Raw genomic sequence first — 15,785 nt, 5'->3', positions numbered from 1 at the left:
ATAAAATGCATAAATCTTTTATTCACTTTTGAAGTTTAATAGTAATGCTGAATTTATAATAACTGCAACTGAGCCTAAGTTATGAACTAGTGCTCCAAGTATCGGATTTAAGATACCTGTCATTGCAAGTATTATAGCTGTAAAGTTTAGTAGCATAGAAAGAGATAAATTCCATTTGATTGTATTCATGGTCTTTTGTGATAGACTGAGTAAATGTGGAAGAGCTTTTATATCATCACTAACAAGAGCAATATCTGCTGCATCAACAGCAATATCACTTCCAACACCGCCCATTGCGATACCTACATATGCTTTTTTTAGTGCAGGAGCATCATTAATTCCATCGCCTATCATACATATCATTTCATTGTTATTTTGATATTCTTCAATTACAGATAATTTATCTTCTGGCAAACATTCAGAGTGAACATTAATAATACCTACGTTTTTAGCAATATGAGAAGCAGCTTTAGGATTATCTCCTGTTAATAAGACACTTTCTACATTGATTGAGCTTAGCCTTTTAATCATTGACTTAGAATCTTTTCGTAAAGTATCAGATAAAACTATAAAACCAGAAGTTTGTGAGTTAACAGCTACATAGATAACGGTACAACCTTCTTTTATATAACTTAATGCCTTGTCCGATATTTTATTTGGTATTTCTATAGAACTTTCAGCTAGTAGTTCAGCATTTCCAGCAAAGATTGTATCATCATTGATAATTGATTTAACACCACGGCCAGCTATAAGTTCGAATCGTTGAGGATCTTCAGGGATAGATTTTGACGTGGTTTTAAAGTGTGAAACTATTGATTTACCCAGAGGATGCTCGGAACGAAGTTCAGCAGAAGCTGTTACTTCAAGTAGTTTTTCTGAATTAATATTTTCATTAAAACTTTCAATTGCTACAACATCAGGCTTTCCATATGTCAAAGTACCAGTTTTATCGAATGCAATTCTTTTTACACTTGCTAATCTTTCAAGTGCGTCACCTTCACGAACAAGAATACCATGCTTTGTAGCATTTCCTATGCCAGCCATTATGGCCGTAGGAGTTGCAAGAACTAAAGCACAAGGGCAGAATACAACAAGTATTGTAACAGCACGAATAATTTCTCCTGTAACAAACCAAGTGCCAGCTGCTGATACAAGGGCAATTACAACTATCCAAGTAGCCCATTTATCTGCCATTCCAACAATTTTAGCTTTGCTTGCATCAGCAGACTCAACAAGTTTGATCATTCTTTTTAGGGAACTATCTTCGTCAACCTTTGTGGACTTCATATCAAATGCACCAAATTGGTTAACTGTTCCACTGAAGACTTCGTCACCTACACCCTTATCAACTGGCATAGATTCACCTGTCATTACGGCTTGATTGATAGACGTTTGTCCAGAAATAATGAGACCATCAACAGCAATAGTTTCGCCAGGAAGCACACGGAGAATATCTAAAACCTTAACTTCTTCAGCAGGGATTATACTTTCAATTCCATCACGTACAATTCTAGCTGTCCTTGGAGTAAGATTTACTAACTTTTCAATACCTGCACGGGCTTTAGCAACAGTATGTTCCTCTAATAACGCGCCCAATGTCATAATAAAAGCAACTTCACCTGCAGCAAAAGTTTCTCCAATTAAAATAGATGCAACAAGTGCAATGGCAACTAAGACGTCTGCCTTAATATCAAATTCAGTTATAAGTCCTTCAATGGCGCCTTTTACAATAGGGAAGCCACATAAAATAATAGCCACCCAAGCTATATCAATTTTGAAATTTACAATATGTAAGAAACTAATAAGCAATGCAAAAGCAGATAAAAATAAAAATAGAAAAGTACGTTTTTCTTCATTTTCAAAGAATTCTTTTATTTTACTCATGTTATCACCTATCCCATCCTTGAAAAATGCTCTACTGCTTTAGCAAATTCAGCAATTGTTTTATCAGCATCGCCATGTTCAATGCCATCACGGACACAGTGTTGTAAATGTCCTTCTAAAACTACCTGACCAACTTTATGTAATGCACTTTTTGCAGCATTAATTTGTATTAAAATATCTTCACAAGGAACATCTTTATTTATCATTTCTGAAATAGCTCTAAGTTGACCCTCAATTTTTTTTATTCTAGTTTGAATTTTTGGAACATCCATACATTGACGCATATTAGCATCCTCCTTAATTAATTTTCTTGATATTATACCCTAGGGGGTATAGGTATATATTAATAATGATAATCATTTTTGTCAATTACTATTTGTAATAAATTTAGTAAGAATTGGAATACCTTGGCTGCATATGTTCCAAAAATATTAATTACTTTTATAAAATGAGCAATCCAATTACATTATGGATTTATTGACAGTCAATGGAACTAGATTGCAGGAACGCGAAGATATTGATTTAGAGAGAGAAGCTTATGAGCAGGAATATTTCTGGAATAGAATTATGGCTGAACATGCAAAATTCCTTCGAGGACTTCTTGATCCAACAGAAGATGAATTAATAAATATGTCAAATAACTTTGGACGTGAGTTTGATAAGTTAACAATGGAAGCAAGGGAAGCTATGAACCAATCAGTTACACTTTCTAAAGTTACAGATGATAGTTATAAAGCGACTTTAGCAATAGGTAAATTTAAAGAACAAGGTACAGTAGGGTTATTAGAGTGTAAAATTAAATCCATAATAGTACCACTATTAGGTGACCATATTTTGCGTGAAGCAAATCATTATTTGCGATTACTAAAAATATTTAAAAGGGTTGGGGAGTTAGAATAACAAATTATTTGTGGTAAGACTTTTAGCATAATACTTATTGTTATGTTAGAAGCCTTTTATTATGTTAGAGTGAAACATGTTGACATGTTGACATGTTGCTACCTGTTGATATAAATTATGAAAAAGGCCGATTCAGAAGGTTTTATGCCTCTTTTTTCGCAATTCTGAGGTTTTGATATTATTTGTAGGAACTAATAGAAATTCGTGTATAGTATCTAAAAAAATGGAATACTAAGCATGAGGTGATTTACATGGAAAGTGTATGGAGCTATGAAGTGAATTTTAGAAAAAGAGAAACTTTAAATCAAGACATTCAATGTGACATTCTTGTAATAGGTGCTGGAATGGCAGGACTGCTCACAGCATATATGCTAAGTAAAAGTGGAAGAGATGTTGTTGTAATTGATGCTAGAAGTATAGCAGGAGGAGTTAATAAAAATACAACTGCTAAAATAACATCTCAGCATGAATTAATTTATGATAAATTAATTAAAGAATTTGGAGAAGATGGAGCTAGTCAATATGCAAGAGCCAATGAACTTGCTATAAGGAGATACAAGGAAATAATTGATGCAGAAAAAATTGCTTGTGATTTTGAGCATAAAGATGCATACTTGTATACTTCCGACAACATTAAAGATATTGAGAACGAATATAATGCAGCGAAAAGATTAGGAATTGATGCGGAGCTTGTAGATGAAGTAAATATTCCTATAAAAGCTAAAAAAGCATTGAAATTTAAGAATCAAGCGCAGTTTCATCCACTAAAATTCCTAAGACCAATTTCAGAACAATTAACTATTTATGAAAATACAGTAGCTCTTGATATTACTGAAGATAATACTGTAGTTACAAAGAATGATATGAAAATTAAAGCGAATAAAATAGTTGTAGCATCGCATTATCCATTCTTAAATACTCCAGGTTACTATTTTATGAGAATGCATCAAGAAAGAGCATATGCTATAGCTTTAGAAAATGCGCAAGATGTTAAGGGAATGTATAAAGGTATTGATCAAAATACATATTCATTTAGAAATTATAAGAATCTATTAATACTTGATGGTGCAGCCAGAAGAACTGGGGAAAATGAAGAAGGGGGAGCATACGAGGAATTAAGAAAGGTTGCTAAAGAATTTTATCCAAATGCAACAGAGAAATATCATTGGTCAACTCAAGATTGTATAACATTAGACAATATACCTTATATAGGTCACTACTCATCTAAAACTCCTGATATTTATGTTGAAACAGGATTTAAAAAATGGGGAATGACAACTTCAATGGTTGCAGCAATGATAATAAGTGATATGATTCTTGAAAAGGAAAATGACTTCTCTGAAATATTCTCGCCAAGAAGATTTGACATGTCAGCATCCATGAAAAATGCTGCAAAGGATCTTGTCATAACTGCAAAAAATTTTATAGCAGAGAGGATAAATATTCCAGAGGAAACCTTAAATAGTATTGGAAATGGTCATGGAGGTATTATAGAATATAAAGGTGAAAAGGCTGGTGTCTACAAGGATAATGAAGGCAAAGTATATACAGTATCAACAAAGTGCGCTCATTTAGGCTGCGAACTTAAATGGAATGCTGATGATTTGACTTGGGACTGTCCTTGCCATGGTTCAAGATACAATTATGAGGGAATCTGGATTGAAAGTCCTACTAATAAATGCCTTCATGAAGTGTAGTAATATGTTATAGATAATAGCATAAGTATATTATTTAACATACATAATCTATACGTTGAAGAAGCTGTCTTAAAATATTTGAGTTTTAGATAGCTTTTTTTGATTTGGGTAAAACCAATGAAGCTTTTGTGTGGTTTTTGTTTTTGGGAAAACTATTTTGATATGATACCTTGACATTATTACTAATTAGTAATAATATTATATCCATGAATAAGAATAAAGTTACTTATGGAGAATTAAATGATTTAAATTTAAAGGCTATTATAGCATTAAGCCGATGCATACAAAGTGTTAATAAAAGAGAACTTAAGATCATCAAAGAAGGAGGATTGACTTATTCACAATTTGGGGTGCTTGAAGTACTGTATCATAAGGGAGATTTAAGAGTCAGTGAAATATTAGAAAAAACTCTTTCAACTGGTGGCAATATGACTGTTGTTATAGATAACTTGGCTAAAGATGATTTGATCGATAGGCGTCCTGATCCTAAGGATAGACGTGCAAGTTTAATAAGCATATCTGAAAAAGGAAGAAAGCTTATGAGTGAACTCTTCCCTAAACATGTAGATAATTTAAGTGAAATTTTTAGCGCTTTAAGTGTTGAAGAGAAAAAGGATCTAATAAATATGTTAAAGAAATTATCAGGTGTATAAAGTGAAACTTACACCTTAGTTTTTAAACAAATAGTACTAATTAGTAATTAACTAATTAGTACTGAAGTGTTAACCATATTTTAAAATAGAGCAAAAAGCAAGAGTGAAAAAGTAGGAGTAGTAGAAAAACTCTTTGAGTTTATTAGTAATACTTTTTAAATATTTATTATTATCTATTACTTATTTATAAATTATATTTTGCGAATATGATCTAAAATTTGATAGAGTTAGATAAAATGGAGGAGGATAAAAAATGTTAAGAGTAATTGATAGCGGAAATATGGGCAGTAGTAATTTAGGATGGTTAAGAAGTAAATTTCATTTTTCATTTGCAGAATACTATAATCCACATAATATAAAGTTTGGAGTTTTAAGAGTTATAAATGATGATTTAGTTGAATCTAACACTGGATTCGATACTCATCCACATAGAAACATGGAAATAATATCATATGTAGTTAACGGTGAACTTACACATGGAGACAGCATGGGAAATAAAAATACAATAACTCGTGGTCATGTTCAATACATGAGTGCTGGCACAGGCGTATATCATAGCGAGCATAATTTAGGAAAAGATGAGTTGAGATTTTTACAGATATGGATATTCCCAGATAAGGAAGATTATAAGCCTAATTATGGAGATTATAGATTTGACTGGAGCGATAGACAAAATAAATGGCTTCATATGGTTTCAAGTAAAAATGGAAATGCGCCAATAAAAATAAATCAAGATATAAATGTTTATTCTTTGGAACTTGATAAGGGAAAAGAAATTAATTTTCAAGTTAATGAAGGGAGACAGGCCTATTTGGTTCAAATAGAAGGTGGCGCTATAATAAATGACATTGAATTAAATAATAGAGATGGAATGGAAATAGTTGAGGAAGATATTTTAATCAAAGCTAAAAAGACATCTCATATTTTGATTTTAGAAATGAAGAAAGAAAATTAAGAATTGTATAAGTTCAACTAATCTTCAGAGGGAGGTTGGTTGAATTTCTTAAACAAAATAAGAATAAAAAGAGGGTTAATAATGAATGATTTTTTAAAAATTGTAAGAGAAAGAAGATCAGCTAATAAATTTATTGAAAATATTAAAATACCTAGAGAAGATTTTAATGATATATTTAGAGAACTTTCACTGGCGCCTTCTGCTTTTAATTTGCAACATGCTAGGTACTATGTTGTAGAAGACAAAGAGCTTATGGAGAAAGTTTATGATGCATCATTTAAACAATACAAAATAAAAACTGCTTCAGCAACTATAATTGTAACAGGTGATAAAAACGCATACTTATCAGCAGATAAAATTTATGAAGGCTCAATGATGCTTGGAATGATCGATAAAACTGATTATGAAATCATGCTTAATACTATTAATAGTCTTTATGAAGGCTGGGGAGAAGAATTTAAACATGATGAAGCTATAAGAAATGCCTCATTGTCAGCAATGCTATTTATGTTATTAGCTAAAAATAAAGGCTGGGACACATGCCCAATGATTTATTTTGAGAAGGAGAAAATTGGTAAGTTATTAAATATTCCAGAGAACGAAGTTCCAGTTTTAATGATTACTATGGGGAAAATGGACAAGAGTAGTAATAAAATTAGAGGATATAGAAAGCCTGCTGCTGAATTTGTGAAATTTTATTGATCAGAGCTTTTACACCCCAAATATTAATATTGGATTTAGGGTGTAAAAGCTTTGAATTTCACTATTAGTATACATAATAAAAATAAAAGTGTTAAAACTATTCAGTGTAAAAAGCTTTATATTTAATCTAACAATAACTAAGGAGGCAATATAATGGATGATGATAAAGTAATATGCGGATGTAAAAATGTTAAAGTAAAAGACATAAAGAATGCTATTGCTAATGGCGCAAAATCATTTGAAGAAGTTCAAGAAAAAACTGAAGTAGGAACTGGCTGTGGGCATTGCGTAGAAAAAAATAAAGCATTAGTTGATGAATTATTAGGAAAATAGAATTTCATAACCATATATAACACATTAGAAGTAGAAAATACTATATATAATATAAGACATAGTAAAAATTCAGTGAAAATATAACAGCAGATAGCATAATTGGTAAATGAACTAATTTTGTGGTAAAAGTACCGAAAATAGTATAAAATATTTTTATACTATTTTCGTTTTTTTATACAAAAGATAAGTTTGATGTAACAAGGAGGAGGATTATGTTATTTAGGTTAAATGAATTTCTAATGGCTGTTTCATTTGCTTTAGACTTTGTGGAGATGGATATTCTCGGGATGGCATCTAACCATGGAAAAAGAACTGCATATATTTCAATTAGTATTGCTAAAGAACTGGGGCTGAATTCAGAAGAGCTCCATGATGTAGCTGCACTTGCAATGCTTCATGACAATGGGTTAAGTGAATATAGCCTGCATGAAAAATTAGCTACAAAAGAATTAAAAAATGCAGCATTATTAGAAGGTGTAAAAGAACATTGTACAATTGGAGAAAGTAATATTAAAAACTATCCATTGCTTACTAATGTGAAAAATATAATAAAGTACCATCATGAAAGGTATGATGGTACAGGATTCTTTAGTTTAAGAGGAGAAGAAATTCCTCTAATGTCGCAAATTATAGCAATCGCAGATGCTTTAGAAAAGACCTTTGATTTGCAGAATAATAATCAAGATATGCAAAACAAAGTTTGTGAATTTGTAAGAAATCAAGAAAATATATCATTTTCTTCAAGAATTGTAAAAGCGTTTTTTAAAGTTACTGAAGAGAAAAAGTTCTGGATGAATTTAGAAAATAGTTTTATTAGTATAGAATTAGAAAAAAGAATTCCAAAGCATAGTCTGGAATTATCATTTGAAGAGATTCATGGTATAACTAATGTGTTGTCAAAGATTATTGACTCTAAATCTAGCTATACTCAAAGGCATTCTCAGGGTTTATCAGAGAAGGCGGCTATTATGGCAGATTTCTATAACTTAGAGAAGGAAGAAAAGATGAAGCTAATTATTGCTGCAGATCTTCATGATATTGGTAAACTAGCAGTGCCAAATGATGTGTTAGACAAGCCTGATAAACTTTCTAATGAGGAATTTAAAATTATAATGAAACATCCAGAGTACACTAGATTAGCACTTCAAGAAATAAAAGGATTTGAGGATATAACTGAGTGGGCTTCAAATCATCATGAAAAGTTAAATGGAAAAGGATATCCTATTGGGATGACAGATAAAGAATTAGATTTTAATTCGCGTCTTATGACTTGTCTTGATATCTATCAGGCACTTACAGAGGAAAGACCATATAGAGAGGGATTAGCCCACGAAAAGGCAATGGAAATACTAAAAAGTATGATGGACAATGGATTTATAGATACTAAAATAACTAGAGATATTGATTATGTTTTTAGTAAGTTGAGTTAAATTATAATGAAGTATCTTCTTAGGATTTAGAAATAAGAATTAAATTTGAGGCTCAAAGCGTCAAAATTGACACAAGTTATTGTGATATAATATTATAGAATAAAAAGGAAGTGAATTCATTATGTTTCTAGTAATAGTAGTTAGCTCCATGCAAAGATTATAATATGTGAAAAACTTTTGCCTGGAGCCAATATATCAACATTAAGTTTTTCATATTATAATAGGTCTTTGCATCTTCATTTAGATATTAAATGTAGAGTGGAGCGAAGAAATTATGAAATATGAAAAAGCACAAAATATATTGCCATATAATATAATTGAACTAATTCAAAAATATACAGATGGTGGATATATCTATATACCAAGAAAAAATGAAAACAAAAAATCATGGGGAGAAAATACTGAGACTAAAAGATATCTTAGTGCAAGAGATAAAGAAATTTTTAATAAGTATTCATCTGGAATGTCCGTTAAAATTTTAGCTGAACAGTATTTTTTAACTGAAGGTAGTATTAGAAGAATAATAAGGAAACAAAAAAATTCTACTTAAAATATAAGAGAAAAGGCATATTTTTCACAGTCATTACTATGAAGAATATGCCTTTTTTCAGTATGATTATAAACATTACAGATTTATTCTTAAACTTGGTCTTCATATTACATGATGATATCATTTATTATGAGGACACAAGGAGATGTAGAATATGAGTATTTTAACAATTGAAAACATGAGTCATTCATTTGGCGATAGAATATTATTTAATGATGTATCTTTTAGGTTATTAAAAGGAGAGCATATTGGACTTATTGGTGCTAATGGAGAAGGAAAATCGACTTTGATGAAAATTATTACTGATCAGATATTACCAGATAAAGGTACTATTGAGTGGAATAATAAATTCAGCATTGGTTATATGGATCAATTGGTTGATTTGAAAGAAGGAATTGATGCATTAAATTTCTTAAAAGAAGCATTTGCTAATTTATTTAATATAGAAAGTAAAATTAATAGTTTATATATTGATCTTCAAAATATGAGTGAGAAGGATATGGAAAAATCTTTAAATAAAATTGCTATTATGCAAGAAATATTAGATAAAAATGATTTCTATAGCATTAATTCTAAAATACAGGCAACTGCAGTAGGTCTTGGAATTAAGGAACTTTTGGATAAAGATGTTTCAACTTTAAGTGGCGGGCAAAGAACTAAGATTTTACTCGCTAAATTACTTTTGCAAAAGCCAGATATTTTATTACTGGATGAGCCGACTAATCATTTGGATGAAGAGCATATTGAATGGCTTAAGAATTATCTAGCAAATTATGAAAATGCATTTATATTAATATCACATGATAATGCTTTTTTAAATAATGTAGTAAACGTAGTTTATCATCTTGAGCACAAAGTATTAACAAGATATGAAGGGAATTATGATTATTTTATTAAACTATACGAAATACGAAAAGAACAGAGATTGATTGAATATAAAGAACAACAAAATGAAATAGAAAAGCTTGAAGATTATATAAGAAAAAATAAAGCAAGAGCCTCAACTTCAAAGCAAGCTAAATCAAGAGAAAAGAAACTTAATAAGATTGAAAGAATAGAAATAAAAAAAGAAATTATAAAACCTCATTTTAATTTTAAAACTGTAAAAATGCCAGAAAGTATAATCCTTGAAGTAAGCAACTTGATTATCGGATATAACAGACCTTTAAGCAAACCTTTAAACTTAAAAATGAAAAGAGGACAAAAAATTGCAGTAACAGGAGCTAATGGATTAGGAAAGACTACTCTGCTAAAAACCTTACTTGGAATGCTAAAACCTATAAATGGTGAAATTACTTTAAGTGAGCATAGAAAAATAGGATATTTTGAGCAGGAAATTGCATGGAATAGCACTAATTCAGTTTTATATGATGTTTGGAGTGAGTTTCCTCACCTAACTCAAACGGAGGTAAGAAGAGAATTGGCTAGGTGTGGATTAACAAGGCAGCATATAGATAGCCCCATTAATATATTAAGCGGAGGAGAGCAAGCCAAAGTCAGGTTATGCAAACTTATTAATGAATATACAAATGTATTAGTATTAGATGAACCAACAAATCACCTAGATATTAATGCTAAAAATGAACTAAAGCGTGCGTTAAAAGAATATGAAGGAAGCATGATTTTAGTATGTCATGAATCGGAATTTTATAAAGATATTGCTACAGATATATGGAACTGTGAAGAATGGGGGGTGCTTTAGAAAATAATATTACATTGCGGATGTAATTCTATAAGAATGTATAAAAAGAAACCTTAAAAATAGAGCGTTTAGTATCTATTTTTAAGGTTCGTCCTATTTATATATAGCATTTATTTGTGATTTATTGGTAAATAAAATTATGAAAAAATCCTAAGTCGAATTAATTTTGATTCTGCGTAGTTTTTTTCATTCTTGAATCTTAGAAAAGTACTTATTAGTTGAGATGCATTAATTTAAGGAGAACTAGTGAATTGATATGGTTGTACAGGGAAGTTTCGTATAATTAAAAATTTTCTACTGTAAATAAGAATAGTATAATCGGAAGCTAATGGAATAAATTTCGACAATTTATATTAAGCATTATTGATTTTTTTGCATGAATATGATAATATTTCTATATATTAGGTAAGTGTATTTATAAAAAATAGAACAATTGGAAGCGATGAAAAATTCTCTATATCTGGGCACTTTGAGAATTTGGAGCTAGTTGTGCAACCGACCAATTAAAACTTAGTAATCCATAAACATATTAAGTTTTTGTTGGTTTTTTATTTTTTATTAATCATTTTAATAAATATATTGTAATAATGAAATTATATTTAAGATCCTAGTATTAAGATAAGGGGGACAATAAAATGACGTGGCTTAATAATTTAAAGGTAGGTAGAAAATTAGCGATGCTTATAATTTGCTCTTTAGTAGGATTATTTGCAGTTGGAATAACCGGTTACTATTTTTTACAAACGTCTAGTAAAAGTATGGAGGTCATGTATAGTGAAAGACTGCTATCTAGTGAATGGCTTAGTGAGTCTAGAGTGCATGCAAGGGCTATATCAGCTGACATTTTTAGAATTATGGTAACTACTGATAAAAATGAAAATAGTAATTTAACAAAAGATATAAATACTCGTGCTGAAGAATTTAACAACTATATGGCTCTTTATAAAAAAATGAAATTAGATGATTTTGAGGCTGATAAGATCAGTAAGATTGATAGTAATTTAGCTAAATATAGGGAAGGAAGAAAAGTCGCACTAGATTTAGCCATTGAAAACAAAAATCAAGAAGCGTACGAATACTATGAGAAAAACGTTGAATCATATGCTGATACTTTCTTAGCTGATTTAGTTGAACTTGGAGAACATAATAGACAAATTGCTGAAAAAATAAACGCTCAGGATAAAGCAAATTTAAAAATTGCAACAGCAACATTTATAAGTATTGTTATTATAGCTTCAATATTAGCAATTTTATTAGGAATACTAATAACAAAACGTATCACAAAGAGATTAAATGACTTTGTAGTATACATGGGTTCTTTATCACAAGGTGATTTTTCTGTAAAGATAAAAGAAGAAAGTCTTAATGATAAGAGTGAATTTGGTGTTGTAAGTAATGCGATAGATAAGATGACCAAAAACATTATTGAACTAATAAAACAATTAGGAAATACATCTGAGCAGTTAGTATTATCATCTGAAGAGCTTACAGCAAGTGCTGAGCAATCAGCAGATGCATCAAATCTAGTTGCATCCGCAGTAACAACAATGGCACATGGAGCAGATGAGCAATTTTCTTTTGCTAATAGTACAAACAAAGTGGTTGAAAACATATCTAATAAGATAAATGTAGTATCTGAAAATACAAAATCTGTTTCATCGTTAACAGATAAGGCAAAAATATCAGCAAATGCTGGCGAAGAGGCTGTAGTGAAGGCAATGAACCAAATGGAAATAATAGAGAAAAAGACTAGTGAAACATCGCATATTATAAGCGAGCTTGAAGAGAAATCAGTGAAAATTGGACAAATACTTGATACAATCCAAGGTATATCAGAGCAAACAAATCTTCTAGCATTAAATGCGGCAATAGAATCTGCAAGGGCTGGGGAAGCCGGGAAAGGTTTTAGTGTAGTAGCGGAAGAAATTAGAAAGTTAGCAGAACAATCACAAGAGGCAACTAAAGAAATAGCTGGAATTATTAATGATGTACAAAACAAAACCAATAGTGCAGTTGCTGTTATGAATGAAAACTCAAAAGAAGTTAAAACAGGAGCAGATGTCGTTGATGTTGCAGGAATAAGTTTTAAGGAAATCCTTCAAATGATAATAGAAATATCTAGTCAGATTCATGAAATATCATATTCTATCACTGAAGTAACTGTAGGAACTAAAGAATCTGTTGATTCAGTAAATAATATTAAAAACATAAGTAGTAATATAGCTGATGAGACTCAAACAATATCGGCAGCGGCTGAGGAACAATTGGCATCTGTTGAGGAGATAGCTTCATCTAGTAAACTTCTATCTCAAATGTCTGAAGAGTTAAGATGGATTATAGCTAAGTTTAAAATATAGGATATCTATTAATTGTGAATAAGAAAATATACCTTTGTAGTATTATATTAAATTAGAGGGAATGCTTTTTATTATTAAATATAACTAGTGAAATAAATGTTTCTGTATTCAACTAAGACAAAATTACAATTATAGAGGAATTAATTTTTGGAAGGAAAAAGCGTTTAGAATTATTCTAAGCGCTTTTTTTGCATCCTAATCATAGTATTTTATGGTGCTTTATAGATTCATTGAACTTTAAATTAATATTTATTTGTCTTATAATCTCTGGCACGTTTACTAATATAGTAAGTATGGCGCCAACTATATAAAATATTTCATTTTCATTATTTGGCATCATAAACACCTCATTTACTTTTAATATATTAGATACACTTAAGAAATGTTAAACAATATACACAGAGAACAATAGAAAATTAGGTTATAAAACAGATGTGGAATTATTAATCCAGAAATATATAATTTTCATGCGTTCATCATATTAAGTAATTACATTTGAAGTTCTGAGGTTATACATAGAATATATGTAAATAATATGAATATTTTGGCCGCAACCTATTTATGTAACAAGTGATACATAAATTTTACTATTTAGGGGTTATACTAATAAAAAAAGTAAGGAGGGTAAATATTTGGAATATTTAAAAGAAAAAGAGATGATGATTAGTAGAATGAGACAAGCCTTATGCAAAATTATGGGCGATGAAGGAAATTCATTAGATAGGGAGGTGATTAGTGCGTGTAGAAGATTAAACTTTGCACTGAATGAGTACAATGAATTGCTAAGGAGAACAATTAAATAAATTCTCTTATATGGAAAATTGTCAGAGTGGTTTAATGGGCTGGCTTACTAAGCTAGTGAGTGTAAAAGCTCCACAGGTTCGAGTCCTGTATTTTCCAACAACTTATATTATAGTTTGTAATATATGCTTATAGCGAAATGTGAATAAAGCAATTGAGGCGCTCTAGTTAAGAATTTCTAGTTTGCCTCTTTATTATTTAACTTAACTGGTTACATATATGCCCAAGTATTGAATTAATATGAAATAAATGTTGAAATTAATTGGAAAATATAATAAAATATTAACCATGTGGTAATTAATGTATTGCTATATGAAATTAAATACTATATTTTAGGGGGAATAATAATGAAAAAAATCAAAAGAATTTCTACCATATTGTTAGCTGTTATGATGGTAACAATAATGCTAGTAGGTTGCGGAACAAAAGCAACTCCAGAAGAAAGTGCTAAAATATTTTTAGATCTACTTTTAAAAGATGATAAAACTAATATGGACAAGATAGGGATGAAGGAAGAAGATTATACTGAATTTAGAAGTAGCTTTGATGATGGCATGATGATGGCCTTTGGAAATTCAGGTTTAGATGAAAGCATTCTAACAGATGATATAAAAAATTCTTTTAAGAAAGATATTATTACAGGATTAACTAAAGTGGAATATGAAGTGGTTTCTGCGTCAACAGAAAAGGACACAGCAAAAGTTCAAGTTAAAATAAAAGGGTTTGATATGAAGAAAATCACTGAAAATGGCCAGAGTGAAATAATGAAAAAAGTTACTGAAAATCCTTCAATGACTGAACAACAAATATATACAGAAGCTTTTAAGCTTATAGGGGGCAGTATGGCGTCTGGTATATTAAAAGAAGAACCACAGACAGTAACAATAACATTAACTAAAAAAGGCGGTGCTTGGTTACCGGGTGAAGATGATGTTGTAACATTAATGAAGGCAATTGCCCAATAAAGTAAAACTAAAAGCAGTAGTTAGAAGAAATTTTTCTACTGCTTTATTTATTGCTTAAAATTTATAAATAAATGTGATAAAATATAGTTGTGAAAGTTGAGCTATTTTCAATTTTTACTTTAGATCCCATTAAGTGCAGTCATTAACTTGACTGCATTTTTTATGCTCTATTGCACTTATAAGAAGAGTATGTAAAATAAATATAAAATTCACTGTTGAGTAAATACATTTAAAAGCAGTAGATTAGAAAGTTTAACTGATGCTTTTGGTTTTGAAATTATATTGCTGTTATTGCAGAAAAAATTAAAAGTATATGAATTGAGAAAGTTTTTTAGGAGAAAGTAACAGGAGTATTCCCAAAAATTATAACTGAATAGCCATAGTTAAAAGGTTTAAGAGTTTGTTCGTTTGATTGAGAATCTAGCCTTGTAAGTTCTCTCATGTATTGGTTATTATCAATGACGAAGATAATAACTCTACCGTTAGGGTCATTAATTCTAGCCGTCACAGTAGAACCTATTGGTAGATTAATATCTCGTACATTATAAATACCTTGACTTAAACTTATGGGAGCAGCACTGGTATTTTGAGCTAAATTAGTAAATGACAATAATAAAAATATAAAAAACACTATAGTAGATTTTTTCATAATATATTTCCCCTTCCATAGTATATTTAAAGCAAAATTTACTAGTGAAATAAGTTCCTTTGAAGGAGCTGAATTAAGTAATTTACTTAATAGAATTAATCATTTTAATATATTCCAACATTAGTTATGCGTAATTCATAAAAAAGTATTCAATTACTCATTAGTTTGGATAATAATTAATCACCTATATGTGAATTTATAAATAAA

General features: G+C 30.0%; 14 protein-coding genes, 1 tRNA gene, 1 pseudogene and 1 riboswitch. Of the genes and pseudogenes, 13 read left to right on the top strand and 3 right to left on the bottom strand.

Features of this window, described 5'->3' with window-relative positions:
* Positions 1-18: 18 nt before the first annotated feature.
* Together AXY43_RS03380 and AXY43_RS03375 are read right to left on the bottom strand one after the other, a co-directional pair.
* Entirely contained in the window at positions 19-1,884 is a 1,866-nt protein-coding gene (locus tag AXY43_RS03380; protein WP_031276000.1) for a heavy metal translocating P-type ATPase, read from the bottom strand.
* An 8-nt stretch (positions 1,885-1,892) separates the two neighbouring features.
* Positions 1,893-2,168: a metal-sensing transcriptional repressor gene (locus AXY43_RS03375; protein WP_012059254.1), complete on the bottom strand. Its 276-nt coding sequence runs from the start codon at positions 2,166-2,168 to the stop codon at positions 1,893-1,895.
* Between the two features lie 211 nt (positions 2,169-2,379).
* Here AXY43_RS03375 and AXY43_RS03370 point away from each other — a divergent pair.
* The 13 genes and pseudogenes from AXY43_RS03370 to AXY43_RS03310 form a co-directional block, all read left to right on the top strand.
* A pseudogene (locus tag AXY43_RS03370) lies at positions 2,380-2,784 on the top strand (DUF2935 domain-containing protein); the annotation flags it as partial.
* 251 nt (positions 2,785-3,035) lie between these two features.
* The gene (locus AXY43_RS03365) at positions 3,036-4,481 is read left to right on the top strand and encodes an FAD-dependent oxidoreductase (protein ID WP_105410977.1); all 1,446 of its coding nucleotides are present in this window, start codon (positions 3,036-3,038) and stop codon (positions 4,479-4,481) included.
* Positions 4,482-4,687: 206 nt separating this feature from the next.
* Positions 4,688-5,134, top strand: coding sequence for a MarR family winged helix-turn-helix transcriptional regulator (locus AXY43_RS03360; RefSeq protein WP_023975501.1), 447 nt, complete (start codon positions 4,688-4,690; stop codon positions 5,132-5,134).
* A 253-nt stretch (positions 5,135-5,387) separates the two neighbouring features.
* On the top strand, positions 5,388-6,089 hold the full coding sequence (locus AXY43_RS03355) for a pirin family protein (RefSeq protein WP_023975500.1): 702 nt from the start codon (positions 5,388-5,390) through the stop codon (positions 6,087-6,089).
* Positions 6,090-6,170: 81 nt separating this feature from the next.
* Complete coding sequence (locus tag AXY43_RS03350; protein WP_077830279.1) at positions 6,171-6,791, top strand: nitroreductase family protein; 621 nt, start codon at positions 6,171-6,173, stop codon at positions 6,789-6,791.
* 153 nt (positions 6,792-6,944) lie between these two features.
* Positions 6,945-7,124: a (2Fe-2S)-binding protein gene (locus AXY43_RS03345; RefSeq protein ID WP_105410976.1), complete on the top strand. Its 180-nt coding sequence runs from the start codon at positions 6,945-6,947 to the stop codon at positions 7,122-7,124.
* 212 nt (positions 7,125-7,336) lie between these two features.
* On the top strand, positions 7,337-8,554 hold the full coding sequence (locus AXY43_RS03340; protein ID WP_039773360.1) for an HD-GYP domain-containing protein: 1,218 nt from the start codon (positions 7,337-7,339) through the stop codon (positions 8,552-8,554).
* A 274-nt stretch (positions 8,555-8,828) separates the two neighbouring features.
* On the top strand, positions 8,829-9,104 hold the full coding sequence (locus tag AXY43_RS03335; protein ID WP_017209248.1) for a CD3324 family protein: 276 nt from the start codon (positions 8,829-8,831) through the stop codon (positions 9,102-9,104).
* A gap of 154 nt (positions 9,105-9,258) precedes the next feature.
* Positions 9,259-10,806 carry an ABC-F family ATP-binding cassette domain-containing protein gene (locus AXY43_RS03330; RefSeq protein ID WP_105410975.1) on the top strand — a complete coding sequence of 516 codons (1,548 nt, stop codon included), beginning with the start codon at positions 9,259-9,261 and terminating at the stop codon, positions 10,804-10,806.
* Between the two features lie 426 nt (positions 10,807-11,232).
* A riboswitch (cyclic di-GMP riboswitch) is annotated at positions 11,233-11,316 on the top strand.
* Between the two features lie 125 nt (positions 11,317-11,441).
* Positions 11,442-13,163: a methyl-accepting chemotaxis protein gene (locus tag AXY43_RS03325; RefSeq protein ID WP_039773358.1), complete on the top strand. Its 1,722-nt coding sequence runs from the start codon at positions 11,442-11,444 to the stop codon at positions 13,161-13,163.
* Positions 13,164-13,795: 632 nt separating this feature from the next.
* The gene (locus AXY43_RS03320) at positions 13,796-13,966 is read left to right on the top strand and encodes a Spo0E family sporulation regulatory protein-aspartic acid phosphatase (protein ID WP_085953361.1); all 171 of its coding nucleotides are present in this window, start codon (positions 13,796-13,798) and stop codon (positions 13,964-13,966) included.
* Between the two features lie 12 nt (positions 13,967-13,978).
* Positions 13,979-14,063 (top strand) — tRNA-Ser (locus AXY43_RS03315).
* Positions 14,064-14,311: 248 nt separating this feature from the next.
* Positions 14,312-14,929 carry a DUF5105 domain-containing protein gene (locus AXY43_RS03310; protein WP_039773357.1) on the top strand — a complete coding sequence of 206 codons (618 nt, stop codon included), beginning with the start codon at positions 14,312-14,314 and terminating at the stop codon, positions 14,927-14,929.
* Positions 14,930-15,260: 331 nt separating this feature from the next.
* On the opposite strand, the gene AXY43_RS03305 is transcribed toward AXY43_RS03310, so the two are convergent.
* Complete coding sequence (locus AXY43_RS03305) at positions 15,261-15,578, bottom strand: hypothetical protein (protein ID WP_039773356.1); 318 nt, start codon at positions 15,576-15,578, stop codon at positions 15,261-15,263.
* Between the last annotated feature and the right edge of the window lie 207 nt (positions 15,579-15,785).

It is taken from the genome of Clostridium sp. MF28 (genome assembly GCF_002969175.1).
GTDB classification, from domain to species: domain Bacteria; phylum Bacillota; class Clostridia; order Clostridiales; family Clostridiaceae; genus Clostridium; species Clostridium beijerinckii.
The sequence above is the reverse complement of the archived record's forward strand: the minus strand, read 5'-3'. Positions and strand labels throughout refer to the sequence as shown.